The organism is Thermus tengchongensis (genome assembly GCF_021462405.1).
Taxonomy (GTDB): Bacteria; Deinococcota; Deinococci; order Deinococcales; family Thermaceae; genus Thermus; species Thermus tengchongensis.
Window position 1 is genome coordinate 192,768 of sequence record NZ_JAKEDU010000004.1, and the last position, 17,260, is coordinate 210,027.

Consider the following 17,260-nt stretch of genomic DNA (forward strand, 5'->3'; position numbering starts at 1 on the left):
GCCCTGCCCCCTGGTAAAGTGGGGGTATGGAGCGTCCTCTCTCCGAACGGCTTTTCGCCGAGGCGCAACGGCACATCCCGGGGGGGGTCAGTAGCCCAGTGCGGGCCTTTAAGGCCGTGGGAGGCACCCCTCCTTTTCTGGTGCGGGGGGAGGGGGCCTACGTGTGGGACGCTGACGGAAACCGCTACCTGGACTACGTGCTGAGCTGGGGCCCCCTCATCCTGGGGCATGCCCACCCCGAGGTGGTGGCGAGGGTGAAGGAGGTGGCGGAAAGGGGCCTCACCTTCGGGGCCCCCCACCCCTTGGAGGCCGAGCTGGCCCAGGCGGTGAAGCGGGCCTTTCCCCAGGTGGAGCTGGTGCGCTTCGTGAACTCGGGGACCGAGGCCACCATGAGCGCCCTGCGCCTGGCCCGGGGGTACACGGGTAGGAAGTATATCGTCAAGTTCCGCGGCAACTACCACGGGCACGCGGACGGGCTTCTGGTGGAGGCGGGAAGCGGGGCCCTCACCCTGGGGGTCCCTTCCAGCGCTGGGGTGCCCCAAGAGTACGCCCGGCTTACCCTGGTCCTGGAGTACAACGATCCTGAGGCCCTCCGCGCCCTTCTGAAGGAGCGGGGGGAGGAGATCGCCGCCATCATCTTTGAGCCGGTGGTGGGGAACGCCGGAGTCCTCGTTCCCACCGAAGACTTCCTCAAGGCCCTGCACGAGGCCAAGGACTACGGCGTCCTCCTCATCGCCGACGAGGTGATGACGGGCTTCCGCCTGAGCTTCGGCGGGGCCACGGAGCGGTTTGGCCTCAAGCCCGACCTGGTCACCCTGGGGAAGATCCTGGGCGGGGGGCTTCCCGCCGCGGCCTACGGGGGAAGGCGGGAGGTCATGGAGCAGGTGGCCCCCCTGGGCCCCGTGTACCAGGCGGGGACGCTTTCGGGAAACCCCCTGGCCATGGCTGCGGGCCTGGCCACCCTGGAGATCCTGGAGAAGAACCCCGACTATTACGCCCGCCTAGAGGCGGTGGGGGCGAAGCTGGAGGCGGGGCTTGAGGAGGTGCTTTCCCGCAAGGGCATCCCCCATGCGGTGAACCGGGTGGGCTCCATGCTCACGGTTTTCTTCACGGAAGGGCCGGTGCGCACCTTCGCCGAGGCCAAGCGCACGGACACGGAGCTCTTTAAGCGCTTCTTCCATGGCCTTCTGGACCGGGGGGTGTACTGGCCCCCCTCCAACTTCGAGGCGGCCTTCCTCTCCATCCTCCACGGGGAAGAAGAGGTGGCCATGACCCTCGAGGCTTTGGAGAAGGCTTTGTGAGGGAAGAGCTTCTGGCCCGGGTCCGGGCGCGGGCGAACCGGTGTTCCTGGGAGGAGTTCTTGCGGTTAGCGGAGGCTTACGGGTTTATCCTGAAGACGGGGAAGGGTAGCCGCCGGAGGCTGGTCCATCCTGGGGGCCTGGTGGTGAGCGTTCACGAACCCCATCCCCGGGGAAAGCCCGTGCATCCCGAGGCGGTCAAGGCCCTTCTACGGGCCATTGCGAGGCTGGAAGATGAAGCTTAAAGTCCTAGTGGAATACCACCCAGAGCTGGAAGGGGCGCACGAACCCTACGTGGCCCGGCTCCTGGACTACCCCGAGCTCCAAGGTTACGGGCATACGCCGGAGGAAGCGGTCCAAGACGCCTTGTCCTTTTTGGAGGAGCATCTGGGGCGGCCTTTGCGGGTATTGCGCCAGGAGGCGGAACTGGAAGTGGCGTGAACCTCCCCCTCAAGGACCCCATCTGCGCCATCGCCACTCCCCCGGGGAAGGGGGCCATAGGGGTGGTGCGGCTTTCCGGGGAAGGGGCCCTGGAGGTGGCCGCCCGGGTCTGGCGGGGAAAGGACCCGAGGGGGCTTAGGGGGGGGCGGTTCACCTTGGGGGAGGTGGTGGACCCAGAAACAGGGGAGGTGTTGGACCAAGCCCTGCTTTTGGTCTTCCGAGCTCCCAGGTCCTACACGGGGGAGGATGCCTGCGAGTTCCACACCCATGGCTCGCCTGCGGTGTTGCGAAGGGTCCTCGAGGCCCTGGTGAAGGCGGGGGCCCGCTTGGCCGGCCCGGGGGAGTTCACCTTCCGGGCCTTCATGAACGGGAAGCTGGATCTAGCTCAAGCAGAAGCGGTCTTGGCCCTGGTGGAGGCGGAAGGGGACCTGGCGCGCCGCCAGGCTTTGAGGAGCCTCGAGGGGAGCTTCTCCAAAAAGATTGCGACCTTGGAGGACAGGCTCCTTTCCCTCCTCGCCCACATCCAGGCCCTTCTGGACTACCCCGAGGAGGGAGTGGAGCCCCTCGAGGCCAAGCGGGTCATCGGGGAGGTCCTCCAGGAGGTGGAGGCCCTTTTGGCCCAGGCGCGGTCCTCCCGCCTGGCCCAACGGGGAGCCCGGCTAGCCCTGATCGGGGCCCCCAATGCCGGGAAAAGCTCCCTCCTAAACGCCCTTTTGGGCTACGAGCGGGCCCTGGTGTCCCCCATCCCCGGCACCACCCGGGACTACCTGGAGGCGCCCTTGGAGCTCTTCGGCATCCCCCTGGTGGCGGTGGACACCGCGGGGATCCGGGACACCTCGGACCCCCTGGAGCGGGCGGGGGTGGAAAGGGCCTTAAGAATCGCCGAGGAAGCCGACCTCGTGCTCTACGTGGCCGACCGCTCTGCCCCCAAGCCTTCCCCCCCTCCCTTGCCCCCTCGGAGTCTAAAGGTGGCCACCAAGGCGGACCTACCTCCCCTTTGGGAGGACCCGGGGTTCATCCCGGTGTCCAGCGTGACGGGGGAGGGCCTGGAGCGGCTGAAGGAGGCCATCCGGGAGGTGCTTTTGGGCAAGGAGCAAGGGGAGTACCTCCTCAGCGAGCGGCAGATCGAGGCCCTTCATCAGGCCAGGGAGAGGCTTTTGGAGGCGCAAAACCTCCCGGAGGACCTCATGGGATTGGCCCTCGAGGAGGCCCTCAAGGCCCTGGCTTCCTTGAGGGGCAGGAAGGAGGTTTCCGAGGAGGTGGTGGCCCGGGTTTTCCAGAATTTCTGCGTGGGGAAGTAACCGGGCCCTTCAGGGCAGAAAGGCATCCAGGATGGCCTCCACCTGGTCGGTCTCGATCAGGAAGGCGTCGTGGCCGTGGAGGCTATGGATCTCCCTGTACCTTCCTCCGCTTAAGCGGGCCACCTGCCGCACTTCCTCGGCGGGGTAGAGGAGGTCGGTGTCTATGCCCACGAAGAGGGAGGGCAGGTTTTTTAGCCGCTTCAGCGCCTCCTCCACCCCACCCCTTCCCCGTCCCACATCGTGGGTATCCATGGCCCGGGAGAGGACCAGGTAGCTTTCCGCGTGGAAGCGCTTAAGGAACTTCTCCCCCTGGTAGTCCAGGTAGGTTTCCCCCTTTTCGGGCTCCTGGCCCCAGCGGGCTTCGAAGCCCCTGGGTGCGCGGTAGCTCATCATGGCGATGCCCCGGGCCAGGGCCATGCCCTGGGGGGCAGGATGGCCCTCGTGGTACTCGGGGTCCAAGAGGATGGCCTGGCGGCTTAGGTGGTTGAAGGCCCGGGCCCAGGGTCCATGCCTGGCGGGAGCGGCCAGGACCACCAGTTTCTTCACCCTTTCCGGATACATAAGGGCGAACTCCAAGGCCACCATGCCGCCCAAGCTTCCCCCGATCACGATGGCCTTCTCCACCCCCAGGTGGTCCAAAAGCCTGGCCTGGGCCCGGGCCAGGTCGCGGATGGTAAGGGGGGGGAACTCCTTGCCGTAGGGCCTTCCCGTGCGGGGGTCTACGGAAAGGGGTCCGGTGGAGCCATAGCAGCTTCCCAGGTGGTTGGCGGAGATCACGTAGTAAAGAGCGGGGTCCAGGATGCGCCCCGGGCCCACCAGGGCGTCCCACCAGCCTTGGGGGCCAAAGGCTTGTTCCAGGGGCGAAAGGCTTTGGAAGGTGGCCTCGTCGTAGGTGCCCGCCAGGTGGGCGCTTCCCGTGAGGGCGTGGAAGACCAAGACGGCGTTGTCCCTAAGCCGGGAAAGCCGGCCGTAGGTTTCAAACCGCAGGCGCACCTCGGGCAGGAAGCCCCCAAGCTCGGTGTAAAACCCCTCCCGCCTGGGGAAAAGGACGGCGGTCCGGGGTTTGGGCGGGGGGATGGAAAGGGGGGAGCGGGGGGGCTTGAGGAGGAGGGCCTCGTGCTCCCCCCAGGTTTCCAGGGCGATCTCGCTCATGCCAGGGCCTCCTTAAGCTCTGCTTTCAAGTCCTCCACGTGCTCGAGGCCCACGCTCAAGCGCACCATCTCCGGCAAAACCCCCGCCAGGGCCTGCTCCTCCGGGGAGAGCTGGGAGTGGGTGGTGGAGGCGGGGTGGATGGCCAGGGTACGGGTATCCCCCACGTTGGCCAGGTGGGAGATGAGCTTAAGGCGGGAGATGAAGCGCTTGGCGGCCTCGTACCCTCCCTTGAGGCCAAAGGTGAGGACCGCCCCGGGTTTCCCCCGGAAGTACTTCTGAGCGCGGGCATGGTGGGGGTGTTCCGGAAGCCCTGGGTAGTTCACCCAGGCCACTTCGGGCTGTTCCCGTAGCCAATGGGCCAGGTGCAGGGTGTTTTCCACGTGGCGATCGGCTCTTAAGGAAAGGGTTTCCATGCCGAGAAGCACCACCCAGGCCTCAAAGGGTCCCAAGGCCTGCCCCTGGTCCCGAAGCCCATCCACCCGGGCCTTCACGATGAAGGCCAGGTTCCCAAAGGCCTCCACCAGCCTGAGGCCGTGGTACCCGGGCTGGGGTTCGGTGAGGAGGGGGTAGCGGCCGTTATCCCATGGGAAGCTCCCCCCGTCCACGATGCCGCCGGCGATCACCGCCCCGTGCCCCCCCACCCACTTGGTGAGGGAGTGGGTCACCAGTGCGGCCCCCCATTCCAGGGGCCGAAGGAGGTAGCCCCCCATGCCGAAGGTGTTGTCCACGATGAGGGCCACCCCTACCTCCCGAGCCGCGTGGGCCAGGGCCTCGAGGTCCGGGATGTTCAGGGCGGGGTTGCCGATGGACTCCACCCACCAGGCCCGGGTTTTCTCATCGGTGAGGGCCAAGAACTCCTCGGGGCGCTCTTCCCTAGAGGTGAAGCGCACCTCTATCCCAAGCCGCTTCAGAGTCACCTTGAACTGGTTGAAGGTGCCCCCGTAGAGGTTCGGGGTGGAAACGATGTTGTCTCCGGCCTGGGCCAGGGTGGTGAGGGCCAGGAACTGGGCGGCGTGGCCCGAGGAGGTGGCCAAGGCGGCTTTTCCCCCTTCTAGGGCTGCTAGGCGCCGTTCCAGCACCTCCACCGTGGGGTTCATGATGCGGGAGTAGATGTTGCCGAACTCCTTCAGGGCGAAAAGGTTGGCGGCGTGCTCCGGGCTTTGGAAGACGTAGCTGGTGGTGGGGTAGATGGGCACCTGGCGGCTTAGGGTTGTGGGTTCGGGCTCGTAGCCGGCGTGGAGCTGCAAGGTTTCAAAGCGCATCCTTGGCCTCCTTTCCAAGAACCCGCCTGGGGCGCTTGGGAAGGGGCCAAAAAGAGGCCCCTTCCAGCAAGAGGCACCGTTCTCTCGCCTGGAAGGGGTTGGGCGTGGCGCTTACCCCCCTCTCTTATCGTCCCCGGGTGTTTCCCCCACCCGGGCCGGCCTTGGCACCAGCCCCACCCGCATCCGGCCATGAAACGGAAGGGATGGGAGGTTGCCGCGGTTTCACAGGGCCGTACCCTCCACCGCTCTGGATAAGAGAACGGGCTGGTTTTCGCCGCGCCCCGGCGCGGTTAAGGGTCAGTGTAGGGGCTTGGGGCTTGGCCGTCAACACCCTTTGACCTTTTGGCCCTCCTCCCCTATACTGAACTCCGCTACGGGGAGTAGCGCAGCCCGGTAGCGCACCTCGTTCGGGACGAGGGGGTCGCTGGTTCAAATCCAGTCTCCCCGACCAGAAAGCCGGCCCAAGGGCCGGCTTTTCGTATACTCCTCCCGTGGGCTTTCTGGCGGGCCTTGCCCTTTTGCTTTTAGGCTTGCACCTGATCGGGGAAGGGCTTTCCTCGGTCAAGGGAAAGAGATACTTGCTGGCCCGGGCCTTTTCCAGGCCGGGGAGCCTTCTATTTTCCGGTCTTCTCCTGGGGCTTCTTTCGGGTAGCGGCACCGGCCTTTCCCTCTTGGCCCTAGGGCTTTTGGAAGGAGGGATCTTTCTCCTGGGCCAGGCCGCCCTCCTTTCCCTGGCGGCCACCGCCGGGGCCAGCGCCTGGGTGGGGGTGGTGGCCCTGGCCCAGAGGGAGGTGGCCGAGGTCCTGCTGGCTCTGGGCCTCCCTCTTTTCCTCTTCCGGGGAAGCCGAAGCGGGGGGTTGGTCCTTTTGGGCTTGGGCCTTCTTTTCCTGGGCTTTTTGGAGATGGGCCAGGGGGCCAAGGCTTTTGCGCCCCTTTTGAGCCTGCTTAATCCAGGTCCATGGGCCCTGTACCTGGTGGGGATGGTCCTGGCTTTTTTCCTGGGAACCGCCAACGGGGTGGCGGCCTTGGCCCTAGCCCTTATGCCCTTTTTGGGACAGGAGGGGAGTATGGCCTTGACCCTGGGGGCAGGGGTGGGGGTTTCGGGTGCCCTTTTTCTGGCGGCCTTGGGGGGCAGGCGGGAGGGATGGGCTTTGGGGGTGGTCCTTTTGGGGCATCGCTTTCTCTTTTCCCTGCCCTTTTTGCTTCTGCTTGGGCCGCTTGGGGGGATAGGGGTGGTGGGGCTCCACCTTCTAAGCCATCTGGCCTACGCCATAGCCTTTCTTCCCCTCCAGGGGCGTTACCTGCGCCTTACCGAAGATCTCTTTCCCCGCCGCACCGTAAGCCCCAAGTACCTCTCCCCCGAGGCTTTGGAAACCCCTAGCCTGGCCTACGCCCTGGTGCAACGGGAGCTGGGCCGGGTGGCGGATGCCGTGCGGGACATGCTGGCGCGGACGGTGCGGATTCTGGCCCAGGAGGAAGGGGGCGAGGCGGAGCTCGAGGCGCTGGAGGGCAAGGTGGACCGGCTTACCCGGGAGGTGGTCCTCTATACCGCCGAGCTCTCCACCCGCACCCGGGACGAGCGGGCGGTGCGGTTCTTCGTGGCGGCCTCGGAGCTTGAGCACCTGGGGGATCTGGTGCGCCGGGTGGTACGGCAGGCGGAGAAGCTTTGGGCCCAGGGCTTGACCTTCAGCCCGGAAGGCAAGGAGGACCTTTTAGAGGCGGGGAGGCTGGTTCTAGGCCGCCTCGAGCGCATGGCAGCCGCCTTGGCCACGGGGGAAAAGGCCCTGGCGGAGGGGGTTTTGTCTGAGGAAAGGGAGGTGGCGGCCTTTCTGGATCGCCTGCGCCGGGCCCACCTGAGCCGTTTGGAGAGCGGCAGGGCGGAAAGCCGGGCCACCACCTTGGCCCACCTGGACCTCCTCATCACCCTCGAGGAGGTTTCCAGCGGGGTGGATAGGCTTTGCCGCCTGGTCCTGGAGCTTTAAGCTAGAAAGCGTGGTGAGGATCCTGGGCGGCAAGGCCAAGGGGGTGCCCTTGAAGGTGCCGGCTTCCGCTAGGCCCTCCCCCGTGCGCCTGCGGAAGGCTCTTTTTGACCACCTGCGCCTCCGCTACCCCAAGCGGGGGCGGTTTTTGGACCTCTATGCGGGGAGCGGGGCGGTGGGCCTCGAGGCGGCCAGCGAGGGCTTTGAGGCCACCCTGGTGGAGAAGGACCAGGAAGCGGTGGCTCTTCTTAAGGAAAACCTCCGCCGCACGGGGCTAAGGGCCCGGATCGTGCCCCTTCCCGTGGAGGTCTTCCTCCCTGAGGCCAAGGCCCGGGGCGAACGCTACACGGTGGCCTTCATGGCTCCCCCCTACCCCATGGACCTGGTCCAAGCCTTCCAGGCCCTCTTGGAAAGCGGCCTGGTGGAGAAGGGGGGGCTTTACATCCTGCAGCACCCTAAGGACCTGCACCTGCCCTTCGGGGAGAGGCGGGTTTACGGGGAAAACGCCCTCACCCTGGTGGAGGCTTAGATGCACGTGGTCTATCCCGGAAGCTTTGATCCCCTTACCAACGGCCATTTGGACGTTATCCAGCGGGCAAGCCGCCTCTTTGACCGGGTCACGGTGGCGGTGCTGGAAAACCCTAACAAGCGGGGGCAGTACCTCTTTACCGCCGAGGAGCGGCTCAACATCGTGCGGGAGGCCACTGCCCACCTGCCCAACGTGGAGGCCCGCACCTTTTCAGGCCTTCTGGTGGATTTCGTGAGGCAGGTGGGGGCCCAGGCCATCGTCAAGGGCCTGAGGGCGGTTTCCGACTACGAGTACGAGCTCCAGATGGCCCACCTGAACCGCCAGCTTTTGCCGGGTTTGGAAACCCTCTTCATCCTGGCCGCCACCCGGTACTCCTTTGTGTCCAGCACCATGGTCAAGGAGATCGCCCGCTACGGGGGGGATGTGTCCAAGCTGGTGCCCCCGGCTACCCTTAGGGCCCTCAAGGCCAAGTTCGGCCAGGGGTAAAATCCCCTTGGAGGTTGTCATGAAGGCTTTTTCCGGCAAGTACGGGAACACCTTGGAGTTTGGTCACCTCATCGGGGGGGAGGAGGTCTTTGAAGGGAGGGTCCTGGAGAGGCGGAATCCCTCGGACCTCGAGGACCTGGTGGCCCGTTTCCCCGAGGGCACCAAGGAAACCTTGAGGAAAGCCGCCCTAAAGGCGCGGGAGGCCTTCAAGGAGTGGAGCGAGACCCCGGCTCCCGTGCGGGGGCAGGTGCTTTTTAACCTGGCCAAGATCCTGGAACGGGAGAAGCCCACCCTGACCCGCCTCATGGTCAGGGAGGTGGGGAAGACCTTCAAGGAGGCGGGCGGGGACGTGCAGGAGGCCATCGACACCGCCATCTTCTTCGCCTCCGAGGGGCGCAGGCTCTACGGCCAGACCGTGCCCAGCGAGATGCGGGACAAGGAGCTCTTCACCTTCCGCCGCCCCTTGGGCGTGGTGGGCATGATCACCGCCGGGAACTTCCCCATCGCCGTGCCCAGCTGGAAGTTGATCCCGGCGGTGCTGGCCGGGAACACCGTGGTCTGGAAGCCCTCCGACGACTCCCCCACCCTCTCCTATCTCTTCGTCAAGCTCTTTGAGGAGGCGGGCCTGCCCCCCGGGGTCATCAACGTGGTCTTCGGCGGGGGAAAGGACTCCACGGGCCAGTGGCTGGTGGAGCTCATGGACGAGGGCCTCCTCAACAAGTTCGCCTTCACCGGGAGCACCAAGGTGGGGCGCTGGATCGGGGAGGTGGCGGGCAGAAACCTCATAAGGCCCACCCTGGAGCTGGGGGGCAAAAACCCCCTGGTGGTCATGCGGGACGCGGACTTGGACCTGGCGGTGGAGGGGGCTTGGTGGAGCGCCTTCGCCACAGGGGGGCAGCGGTGCACCTCTGCGGGCAACATCATCGTGGACGCCCCCATTTACGGGGAGTTCAAACGGCGCTTCCTGGAGAAGACGGAGGCCACGGTGGTGGGGAACCCCCTCCTCCACCCCGAGGTCACCTACGGCCCCTTCCTCAACGAGCGGCTTTTCCAGAGGTGGCAGGAGCACTACGCCTGGGGGGAGGAGGACGGGGCCACCCTGCTCTTCGGCAAAGGGCGCATCACCCGGGAAAACCCCTACCCGCACTTCCTAGGGGACCCAGAGGCCGGGCTTTACGGCTGGCCCACGGTCTGGGAGGCCAGGCCCGGCATGCGCCAGTTTGAGGAGGAGATCTTCGGCCCCACGGTCAACCTGGTGAGGGTGGACGGCATCGAGGAGGCCATCGAGGTGGCCAACGCCACGCCCTACGGCCTATCCAGCGCCATTTACACCAACCACCGCCACTGGGCCTACCTCTTCAAGGTGGGCATCCGCGCCGGGATGACCAGCATCAACAACACCACCGTGGGGGCGGAGGCCCACCTACCCTTCGGTGGGGTGAAGGCCAGCGGCAACGGGGCCCGGGAATCCGGGATTTGGGTCATAGAGGAGTACACCTACTGGCATGCGGTGAACGAGGAATATTCGGGGAAGCTCCAACTGGCCCAGATGGACACCGGCTACGTGAGCCCCAAGGCCCCTACCCCCTGGGCCGAGGTCCTAGGTTTCTAAGTACCCCGTCGTGGCTTGCGCCACGACGGGGGCCCCAAACAGGCCATGGGCAAGCCGCTTTGGCTTTGGCCGATGGGGTAACCTTTGCGTGCGGATACTTAGGCCCTGGCCGCGCCCAAACCCCCGCCCCGGAACCTTGGGGGCGGGGTGACCCTACTGCGCGCTTTCCAAGTCGGGCCTTAGGCGCACCGCCTCCCGCAGGTAGACGTGCTTCACCGCTTCCTGGGGGACGTCCGCGTTCCATAGGGCCAGCACCCGGATCACCCGGGGCAGGCTCCCCGGGACCGGCACCTCCCGGGCGGAGAGCAGGGGAACCCGGTGCATGCCGATCTGACGGGCGGCCTCCGCGGGAAAGGCCGAACACAGGTCCTCCGTAACCGTGAAGATGATGGCTGCCAGCTCCTCGTGGCTTTGGATGCCGTTTGCCTCCAGCATCTTAAGGAGAAGCTCCCGCGTGGCTTGATGGATGGCCTCCGGCGTATCCTCTTCCACGGTGATGGCACCCCTGATGCCCCGGACCATAGTTGGGCTCCATGCTAAGGGGTTTAGGCCTTTGGTACAAGACGGGTAGACTGGGAGTTGTGAATCTGATGGCGGTGTTCGCCCATCCCGATGACGAGATCGGGGCTTCAGGCACCTTGGCCCTCCACGCCCAGCGGGGGGACCGGGTGCTTTTGGTCTGGATGACCAAGGGGGAGCTGGCGAGCCAGTTCGGAGACCTGGAAGAGGCCAGGGTGGCTGAGATACGGGAGGGGCACGGGGCCCACGTGGCCCGGTTGATCGGGGCCGAGTATCGTTTTCTACCTTTTCGCGATACCTTTCTCACCGGGGGCAGGGAGGAAGCCCTGGCCTTGGCTCGGTTGATGGCCGAGTTTCGGCCGGATGCGGTGATCACCTGGGATCCCCTGGACGTCCACCCTGACCACCGGGCCACGCACGAGGCGGTCCTTTCCGCCTTGAAGTTCTGCCGCATACCCAAACTCGTGGGGGAAGCGCACCGGAAGCCGGTACGGCTTTACCACTATCCCAGGAAGGAGCTTGCGAGACCATGGCTCTACGTGGATACCACCGTCACCCAAGAGGTGGCCGAAGCGGTGTTTGCCTTTTACCAGGAGTTCTACCGCTGGCCCTTTACCCTGGAGGAGTTTCGCGCCCGCCGGCGCCTTCAAGGTCGGGAGGCGGGGGTTCCCTTTGCGGAGGCGTTTCAGACGGACTCCCCTCCAGCGTGGCCTGCTCTTCCCTGACGCCTCCCGCGGGATTGTAGGCAGGGGTGAGCACGTAGGCTAAGAGCACTGCGGGAAGGACCAGGGGCAAGGTGGCGTACCCGCCCCACTCCGCTGCCAGAACGGTGGCGGCGAAGGGAGCCCGGGCTATCCCCGCCAGCACCGCCACACCCCCGGCCAAGGCCAGGGTTTCAGGAGGAAGGGCCAGCGGGCCCGGCAGGTGGGCCAGGAAAGCTCCCAAGAGCCCTCCCAGGACCAGGGCAGGGGTGTAGGGGCCCCCGTAGGCCCTTATCCCGCTGGCCAGGAGGAGAAGGAGGAGTTTGGCGAAAAGCAGGGACAGCACGGCTAGGGGGGGCAGAAGGGGAGTGGTGGCCACGGCAACCCAGGCCAGGCCACTGCCTAGGGCTTCGGGCAGGAGGAGAAGGGCCAGGGCTAAGGCCAGGCCCAGGAGGGCATGGCGCCAGGGGTAGGGAAGAGGGCGGATGCGGGCTTCCAGAAAGCGCGAGCCTTCCACCCACAGGGTGGTCAGGGCAGCGGCCACCAGACCTACCAGGGCGCCGGCGGGGAGGGCACCCATATCCACCCGGGCCTGGAAGGTTAGAAGGGGCGTGTAGCCGTAGAAGGCTCCGTAGACGGCAAAACCAGCCAAGGCGCCAATCAAAGCCGGGGTAAGGGCTCGGGCCTCGAGGAGGAGGCTCCGATAGAGAATCTCCGTGGCCAAAAGGGCTCCGGCCACGGGGGCGTGCAGGCTGGCTCCAAGCCCGGCGGCGAGCCCGGCAAAGGCCAGCCCCCCGCCCAGCCGAGGAAAGCGCCGGTCCAGCCCCCGGCCTAGCCAAAGCCCCAGCACCCCAAAGGGGCCCTCGCGCCCCATGGGGGAATAGAGGGAAAGCTGGAGTATCCCTCCCAACACGGCCCGCAGGTGGGAGAAAGGAGGGCTTGGCCGGTCCTCCCGGGCTTGTAGAAGAAAAGCGGCAAGCCCCTGTCCGGTTCCCAGGAAGCTGGTGAGGGCGAAGAGGAGGGGTAGGAGGAAGGCAAGGGGCCAGAGGGATGGTCCGGTGAAGGCCTGGGCCAGGCCTCCTTCCCCGGGGGGCTCGGGGGCCAGGTAGCCGAAAAAGAGGCCCGTAAGCTCACTAAGCCAGCGGAGGAGGGCGTTGAGCAGGGCTACCAGCAACCCTGCCAGGGCTCCCGTAAAGGCGCTGTAGAGGATGAGGGGGCCGGTCTGCCGCACCTCCTCGTCCCAGAGGGAGGAGAGGTTGAGCTGGGGGCCGCGGCCCAAGGGGCGCATCAGAGGGAGTGTACCAGACTGGTGGGGCTTCCCCGGGTCAGGCGGGGGGTGGGGAGGCCCAAGGCCCGGTACCCTCCCCGGGTCAGGGCCCGCACCAGGAGCCTTGGGTCCGCCTTCCCCCAGAGGGAAAGGACCTCGTTTTTCACGTCCAGGTCGGGGCTACTGGCCCGGGAGTCGGTGCCCAGGGCCACCTCCACCCCGTGGCGGGCGTAGAGGGCGAGGGGGGCTTCGCCCACCTCCAGCCCCGCGTTGGAGCGGGGGCAGAGGACCACCTTGGTGCCCGTTTCCGCCAAGAGCCTCGCTTCCTCCTCATCCACCTGCACCCCGTGCACCAAGGCGGTGCCGGGCCCTAAGACCCCTAGGGCGTGGAGGTAGCGCACGGGGGTGAGGCCTGGGGGTTCCCAGGGGGTCCGGCTGAAGCGGCGGTGGACCTCGGCCAAAGGGCCCTCCCCCCTTAGGAGAAAGGCCACCTCCTCGGGGCTTTCCCCCGCGTGGACCATGAGGGGAAGGCCCTCCGCCTGGGCGTACTGGGCCAGCTTGCGGAGGAGGGGGGCGCTCACGGAGTAGGGGGCGTGGGGGGCGAGGCCCACCCGCACCCGGCCCTCCTTCCGCCTCCAGGCCTCCACCTTGGCCCGTACCCTTCCGAAGACCTCCTCTGCCACGCTGGGGTCCGGGGCGAAGACCTCGTAGTAGGCCACCCCAGGGAGGGGGCTTTCCTCCAGGAGAAACGCCATCACCTCGTCATGGAACACGATGTCGGCGAAGGCCCCCACCCCGGAGGCCAGAAGCTCCTCCAGGCCCTTCCGCGCCGCCTCCAGCCCCCGCTTTTCCCGGTGGGCCACCACGTGGGGGATAAAGCCGGAGAAGGGGCCTTGGTAGCGGGGGTGGAGGGAGAGGTCCAGGTGGGTGTGGGCGTTCACCGGGGGAGGGAAGAGGGCTTTGCCCTTATGCACCACCTCCGCCTCGGGGAAGCGGCGCTTCAGCTCCTCCAAGGGGCCTTGGCCCACCACGTGCTTTCCCTGGACGGCGATGGCCCCTTGGAGCATGGGGGTGCCGAAGCCGGTGTAGACCACCTCTGCGGTCCAGAGCTCAGTCTTTAGCCAGAACATAGCGGTTGGGCCCCCGCGCGAAGTCCAGCGCCCGGTAGCCCTGGGCGAAGTAGTGGCCCAGGACCAGGCGGCTATGCTCCCGCCACCTCAGGGCGAGGGTGGGGTCTTCCCGCAGGATGCGCCCCCAGTCCTCGGGGATCTGGAAGAGGAGGCGGGGGGCCTCGAGGTCCAAGTCGGCTTCCACGGGCTCCTCCCCTTCCACCCGGTTGGCCTGGGGAAGGCCCTCCACCTGGGGCTCAGGGGGCGGGTCGTAGATGCGGGTGTAGACCCGCTCCGAGAGGAGCTCCCACTCCGCCAAGAGCCGGTCCGAGGGGGCCCCGGCGTTGATGCCCGTCATGGGGCCGTAGTGGTCGGGAAGGTAGGTCTTGGCGGTGGCCCCCAGCTTCCTCAGGTTGAAGTTGGCGTTCACGCCCCGCAAGGGGTCAAAGGTCCAGACCACCTTGCGGATGCCCCGGGCCAGGCACCAGTCCCGCTGGAAGCGCTTGAGGAGGAGGGCGGCTCCCGTGCCCCGGTAGGCCTCGAGGACCCCCAGCATGTGGGAGTGCTGCAGGGTGGGGTCCCTTGTGGGGAAGCCGAAGACGAAGCCCACCATCCGCCCTTCCACGAAAGCCCCCGCCACCAGCCCCCCCTCGTCCTGGGCGGCGATGAGGAGCCCTTTGGGCACCAGGTCGCTCTCCGCACGGCCCCAGACCTGGCGCTGGAGCTCCACCACGGCCTCCATCTCCTCGGGGCCCCTTAGCTCGCGGACACGTACCTCTGCCATAGGGTGAGACGCTCCACAAGAGGAAGCTTCAGGTGCACCCCGATGCCAGGGCCTTCCGGCACGGGCATGAGGCCCTCCTCCGCCTCGAGGGCCTCCTCCACCAGGTCCTCTTCCCAGTAGCGGCTGGCCGAACTCACGTCCCCGGGCTTGGTGAAGCCGGGCAGGGTGGCCAGGTGCAGGTTGTGGGCCCGGCCCACCCCCGCCTCCAGCATCCCCCCCATCCAGAGGGGGATGCCGGCGCTTTGGGCCAGGGCGTGGACCTGGAGGCTTTCCCCGTGGCCCCCAAGCCGGGCCGGCTTGATGTTGAAGACCCGCCCTGCTCCAAGCTCAATGGCCTTCCTCGCCTTCTCCGCCGAGGCGAGGCTCTCGTCCAGGCAGATGGGGGTGGCCAGCTCCCGCTGGAGCCGGGCGTGGTCCAGGAGGTCATCGTAGCCCAGGGGTTGCTCGATGTAGTCCAGGAAAAGCTCGTCCAGGCGCTTAAGCCGGGGGAAGTCGGCCAGGCGGTAGGCGCTGTTGGCGTCGGCGGTGAGGGTGGCCTCGGGGAAGGCCTGGCGCACCGCCTTCAGCACCTCGTAGTCCCAGCCGGGCCGGATCTTGAGCTTGATGCGCCGGTACCCCTGGGCCAGGTGCCGCTCCACCGCCTTCAGGGTGTCGGCCACCGTGGGCTGGATGCCCAGGGAGACCCCCACCTCCACCCGGGTGCGCACCCCGCCCAGGACCTGCCACAGGGGCTTGCCCAGGCCCTTAGCCCAGAGGTCCCAGAAGGCCATCTCCAGCACCGCCTTGGCCATGGGGTTGCCCCGGAAGGGCGCCAGGGCCTGCCGGAGGCCCTCGGGGTTCGCGAGGTCCTTCCCCAGCACCTGGGGCAGGAAAACCTCCTCCAGGAGGTAGCGGGCCCCCATCACCGTCTCCTCCCGGTAGAGGGGGAGCCTTTCCATCACCCCCTCCCCCAGGCCTTCCAGCCCCTCCCCGAAGAGCCGAAGGAGGAGGATGGTTCTCTTGGTCTGCACCCCGAAGCTGGTCTCAAAGCGGAACTTCAGGGGAAGCTCCAGGATGCGAAGCTCAGCCGCTTCTATCCGCAAGGTTCCAGCACCTCCTTCCCCACGTAGGGTACCAGGGCCTCGGGCACCCGCACCCGCCCATCGGGGAGCTGGTGGTTTTCCAGGAGCATCACCAGGATGCGGGGGGTGGCCAAGGCGGTGTTGTTCAGGGTGTAGGCGTACTGCACCTTCCCCTCGGGGTCGCGGTAGCGGAGGTCCGCCCGCCGGGCCTGCCAGTCCAAGAGGGCCGAGCAGGAGTGGGTCTCCCGGTACCGCCCCTCCGAGGGCACAAAGACCTCCAGGTCCACCTGCCGCCACTTGCCCGGGCCCATGTCCCCGGTGGAGACCTCCAGGAGGCGGTAGGGGAGTTCCAGAAGCCTCAGGATTTCCTCGGCGTTTTCCAGAAGCTCTTGGAAAGCCCGGTCCGAGGCCTCGAGGCTCGCCTCGGTGAGCACATACTGCTCCACCTTGTGGAACTGGTGCACCCGCATGAGGCCCCGCACGTCCTTGCCGAAGCTTCCCGCCTCCGAGCGGAAGGCGGGAGCGTAGCCCGCGTAGCGCTTGGGAAGCTCCTCATGCCGCAGGATCTCCCCGCTGTGGAGGGCGTTCAGGACCACCTCCGCGGTGCCCGTGAGGTAGAGGTCCGTGCCCGCGATGGGCCAGACCTGGTCCCGGGCCGCGGGGAAGTGGCCGGTGCCGATGAAGGCCTTTTCCCGGGCGTAGGAGGGGAGGGTGAGGGGGGTGTAGCCCTTCCCCACCATGAAGTCCATGGCGAAGCGGAGGAGGGCCAGCTCATAAAGGGCGAGGTCGCCGCGGAGGGCGTAGGTGCGGCTTCCCGAAACCTGGCTCACCCTCGGTTCCCACCAGCCGTTTTTCTCCAGCAGGCTCACGTGGTCCAGGGGAGGAAAGGGGAACTCCGGCGGGGTGCCCACCCGCTTGATCTCCACGTTGGCGGAGTCGTCCGGGCCCACAGGGGCGCCGGGCCAGGGGGGAAGGGGTACCTGGAGGAGGAGCTCCCAAAGCCTTGCTTCCTTTTCCCGTAAGACCTCTTCCAACCCCTTGGCCTCCTCGGCCAGGGCCTTCCCTCGGGCCACCAAGAGGGGCCTTTCCTCTGGCGGGGCCTTGGGCACCCGTTTGGCGATCTGGTTGCGCTCGGTCTGGACCTCCTGTAGCTGTTTCTTCAGCTCCTGCACCTCCTCATCCAAGGCCAGGACTTTGTCCAGGTCCAGCCGCACCCCTTTGAGGCGGATGGCCTCCCGAAAGAGCTCGGGCTCGTGGCGGATGCGCTTTAGGTCCACCATGGCTACTCCAGCACCTTGGGCACGCGGAAGAAGCCCTCTTCCTTCTCTGGGGCCACGGAGAGGGCCTCCTCTTGGGACAAGGAGGGCTTGGGCTCGTCTTCCCGAAGACGGCCTGGCGTTTCCCCCTCTCTTTCCTCCTCTACCCGGGGCAGGGCGTCCACGAACTCCAGGATGCGCTTTAGATCGTCAAGCAGAAGGGCTTCCTCCTCGGGGGAGAGGCGCAACTTTGCCAGACCCTCCAGCTTGCGCAGCAGCTCGGGGGTAAGCTCCATGCCGGCCATTCTACGGCCTAAAGCCCCCTTGGGGCGACCCTCTCCCGCGCGGGCATCCCGCTAAGTACCCCGTCGTGGCTTGCGCCACGGCGGGGGCCCCAAAGAGGCCATGAGCACGCCACTTCGACTTTGGCCGGTGGGGCAACCTTTGCGTGCGGGTGCCTTGGTGCCCCTCCATTATACTTGCCCCATGCCAGCCCCTCTGCG

At 66.8% G+C, this 17,260-nt stretch carries 18 protein-coding genes, 1 tRNA gene and 1 riboswitch; of the genes, 10 read left to right on the forward strand and 9 right to left on the reverse strand.

Features of this window, described 5'->3' with window-relative positions; genetic code table 11:
• The first annotated feature begins 26 nt into the window (after positions 1 to 26).
• Genes hemL through mnmE form a run of 4 tightly spaced genes read left to right on the forward strand, consistent with a single transcriptional unit; the run spans position 27 to position 3,040 of the window.
• Entirely contained in the window at positions 27 to 1,301 is a 1,275-nt protein-coding gene (gene hemL / locus L1087_RS07200; protein ID WP_234558269.1) for a glutamate-1-semialdehyde 2,1-aminomutase, read from the forward strand.
• On the forward strand, positions 1,298 to 1,543 hold the full coding sequence (locus L1087_RS07205) for a type II toxin-antitoxin system HicA family toxin (protein ID WP_038042345.1): 246 nt from the start codon (positions 1,298 to 1,300) through the stop codon (positions 1,541 to 1,543). Before hemL ends, L1087_RS07205 begins: the two co-directional genes overlap by 4 nt.
• The gene (locus L1087_RS07210) at positions 1,533 to 1,739 is read left to right on the forward strand and encodes a hypothetical protein (RefSeq protein ID WP_038042346.1); all 207 of its coding nucleotides are present in this window, start codon (positions 1,533 to 1,535) and stop codon (positions 1,737 to 1,739) included. The genes L1087_RS07205 and L1087_RS07210 overlap by 11 nt, the downstream gene beginning before the upstream one ends.
• Entirely contained in the window at positions 1,736 to 3,040 is a 1,305-nt protein-coding gene (gene mnmE, locus L1087_RS07215) for a tRNA uridine-5-carboxymethylaminomethyl(34) synthesis GTPase MnmE (RefSeq protein ID WP_234558271.1), read from the forward strand. The genes L1087_RS07210 and mnmE overlap by 4 nt, the downstream gene beginning before the upstream one ends.
• A 9-nt stretch (positions 3,041 to 3,049) precedes the next feature.
• Here the strand turns inward: mnmE and metX are convergent, their stop codons facing one another.
• Together metX and L1087_RS07225 are read right to left on the reverse strand one after the other, a co-directional pair.
• Entirely contained in the window at positions 3,050 to 4,192 is a 1,143-nt protein-coding gene (gene metX, locus L1087_RS07220; protein ID WP_135342944.1) for a homoserine O-acetyltransferase MetX, read from the reverse strand.
• On the reverse strand, positions 4,189 to 5,454 hold the full coding sequence (locus L1087_RS07225; RefSeq protein ID WP_234558272.1) for an O-acetylhomoserine aminocarboxypropyltransferase/cysteine synthase family protein: 1,266 nt from the start codon (positions 5,452 to 5,454) through the stop codon (positions 4,189 to 4,191). The genes metX and L1087_RS07225 overlap by 4 nt, the downstream gene beginning before the upstream one ends.
• Positions 5,455 to 5,575: 121 nt before the next feature.
• A riboswitch (SAM riboswitch) is annotated at positions 5,576 to 5,712 on the reverse strand.
• A gap of 116 nt (positions 5,713 to 5,828) precedes the next feature.
• Between L1087_RS07225 and L1087_RS07230 the strand changes: the two genes are divergently transcribed.
• From L1087_RS07230 to L1087_RS07250, 5 genes are all read left to right on the forward strand, one after another.
• Positions 5,829 to 5,905 (forward strand) — tRNA-Pro (locus L1087_RS07230).
• A 40-nt stretch (positions 5,906 to 5,945) separates the two neighbouring features.
• Positions 5,946 to 7,436, forward strand: coding sequence for a Na/Pi cotransporter family protein (locus L1087_RS13205; RefSeq protein ID WP_326490709.1), 1,491 nt, complete (start codon positions 5,946 to 5,948; stop codon positions 7,434 to 7,436).
• A 10-nt stretch (positions 7,437 to 7,446) separates the two neighbouring features.
• Positions 7,447 to 7,962 (forward strand): RsmD family RNA methyltransferase, encoded by a 516-nt coding sequence (locus L1087_RS07240; RefSeq protein WP_038042350.1) that lies wholly within the window; start codon positions 7,447 to 7,449, stop codon positions 7,960 to 7,962.
• On the forward strand, positions 7,963 to 8,448 hold the full coding sequence (gene coaD, locus L1087_RS07245) for a pantetheine-phosphate adenylyltransferase (protein ID WP_015717233.1): 486 nt from the start codon (positions 7,963 to 7,965) through the stop codon (positions 8,446 to 8,448).
• 19 nt (positions 8,449 to 8,467) lie between these two features.
• On the forward strand, positions 8,468 to 10,060 hold the full coding sequence (locus L1087_RS07250; RefSeq protein ID WP_234558273.1) for an aldehyde dehydrogenase family protein: 1,593 nt from the start codon (positions 8,468 to 8,470) through the stop codon (positions 10,058 to 10,060).
• 153 nt (positions 10,061 to 10,213) lie between these two features.
• Here L1087_RS07250 and aroH read toward each other — a convergent pair whose 3' ends face one another.
• Positions 10,214 to 10,582: a chorismate mutase gene (gene aroH, locus L1087_RS07255; RefSeq protein WP_038042353.1), complete on the reverse strand. Its 369-nt coding sequence runs from the start codon at positions 10,580 to 10,582 to the stop codon at positions 10,214 to 10,216.
• A gap of 68 nt (positions 10,583 to 10,650) precedes the next feature.
• Between aroH and L1087_RS07260 the strand changes: the two genes are divergently transcribed.
• On the forward strand, positions 10,651 to 11,304 hold the full coding sequence (locus L1087_RS07260) for a PIG-L deacetylase family protein (protein WP_038042355.1): 654 nt from the start codon (positions 10,651 to 10,653) through the stop codon (positions 11,302 to 11,304).
• Here L1087_RS07260 and L1087_RS07265 read toward each other — a convergent pair.
• From L1087_RS07265 to gatC, 6 genes are read right to left on the reverse strand one after another with little or no spacing between them, the layout of a single operon-like run.
• The gene (locus L1087_RS07265) at positions 11,192 to 12,568 is read right to left on the reverse strand and encodes a chloride channel protein (protein WP_185747576.1); all 1,377 of its coding nucleotides are present in this window, start codon (positions 12,566 to 12,568) and stop codon (positions 11,192 to 11,194) included. The genes L1087_RS07260 and L1087_RS07265 overlap by 113 nt on opposite strands.
• Entirely contained in the window at positions 12,568 to 13,677 is a 1,110-nt protein-coding gene (locus L1087_RS07270) for an amidohydrolase family protein (protein WP_234558274.1), read from the reverse strand. Before L1087_RS07270 ends, L1087_RS07265 begins: the two co-directional genes overlap by 1 nt.
• Positions 13,658 to 14,440 (reverse strand): GNAT family N-acetyltransferase, encoded by a 783-nt coding sequence (locus L1087_RS07275; RefSeq protein WP_234558275.1) that lies wholly within the window; start codon positions 14,438 to 14,440, stop codon positions 13,658 to 13,660. Before L1087_RS07275 ends, L1087_RS07270 begins: the two co-directional genes overlap by 20 nt.
• Entirely contained in the window at positions 14,413 to 15,522 is a 1,110-nt protein-coding gene (gene menC, locus L1087_RS07280; RefSeq protein WP_038042361.1) for an o-succinylbenzoate synthase, read from the reverse strand. The genes L1087_RS07275 and menC overlap by 28 nt, the downstream gene beginning before the upstream one ends.
• Positions 15,513 to 16,781: a serine--tRNA ligase gene (gene serS / locus L1087_RS07285; RefSeq protein ID WP_234558276.1), complete on the reverse strand. Its 1,269-nt coding sequence runs from the start codon at positions 16,779 to 16,781 to the stop codon at positions 15,513 to 15,515. Before serS ends, menC begins: the two co-directional genes overlap by 10 nt.
• A 2-nt stretch (positions 16,782 to 16,783) precedes the next feature.
• On the reverse strand, positions 16,784 to 17,053 hold the full coding sequence (gene gatC, locus L1087_RS07290; protein WP_200874483.1) for an Asp-tRNA(Asn)/Glu-tRNA(Gln) amidotransferase subunit GatC: 270 nt from the start codon (positions 17,051 to 17,053) through the stop codon (positions 16,784 to 16,786).
• Positions 17,054 to 17,260: the final 207 nt, after the last annotated feature.

What these genes read in the sequence shown, in the direction of transcription:
- serS (WP_234558276.1), bottom strand. Translation starts at nt 16,781, where the DNA reads ATGGTGGACCTAAAGCGCATCCGCCACGAGCCCGAGCTCTTTCGGGAG.
- L1087_RS07260 (WP_038042355.1), top strand. Translation starts at nt 10,651, where the DNA reads ATGGCGGTGTTCGCCCATCCCGATGACGAGATCGGGGCTTCAGGCACC.
- L1087_RS07225 (WP_234558272.1), bottom strand. Translation starts at nt 5,454, where the DNA reads ATGCGCTTTGAAACCTTGCAGCTCCACGCCGGCTACGAGCCCGAACCC.
- coaD (WP_015717233.1), top strand. Translation starts at nt 7,963, where the DNA reads ATGCACGTGGTCTATCCCGGAAGCTTTGATCCCCTTACCAACGGCCAT.
- L1087_RS07210 (WP_038042346.1), top strand. Translation starts at nt 1,533, where the DNA reads ATGAAGCTTAAAGTCCTAGTGGAATACCACCCAGAGCTGGAAGGGGCG.
- L1087_RS07275 (WP_234558275.1), bottom strand. Translation starts at nt 14,440, where the DNA reads ATGGCAGAGGTACGTGTCCGCGAGCTAAGGGGCCCCGAGGAGATGGAG.
- aroH (WP_038042353.1), bottom strand. Translation starts at nt 10,582, where the DNA reads ATGGTCCGGGGCATCAGGGGTGCCATCACCGTGGAAGAGGATACGCCG.
- hemL (WP_234558269.1), top strand. Translation starts at nt 27, where the DNA reads ATGGAGCGTCCTCTCTCCGAACGGCTTTTCGCCGAGGCGCAACGGCAC.
- L1087_RS07265 (WP_185747576.1), bottom strand. Translation starts at nt 12,568, where the DNA reads ATGCGCCCCTTGGGCCGCGGCCCCCAGCTCAACCTCTCCTCCCTCTGG.
- metX (WP_135342944.1), bottom strand. Translation starts at nt 4,192, where the DNA reads ATGAGCGAGATCGCCCTGGAAACCTGGGGGGAGCACGAGGCCCTCCTC.
- gatC (WP_200874483.1), bottom strand. Translation starts at nt 17,053, where the DNA reads ATGGAGCTTACCCCCGAGCTGCTGCGCAAGCTGGAGGGTCTGGCAAAG.
- L1087_RS07250 (WP_234558273.1), top strand. Translation starts at nt 8,468, where the DNA reads ATGAAGGCTTTTTCCGGCAAGTACGGGAACACCTTGGAGTTTGGTCAC.
- L1087_RS07270 (WP_234558274.1), bottom strand. Translation starts at nt 13,677, where the DNA reads ATGTTCTGGCTAAAGACTGAGCTCTGGACCGCAGAGGTGGTCTACACC.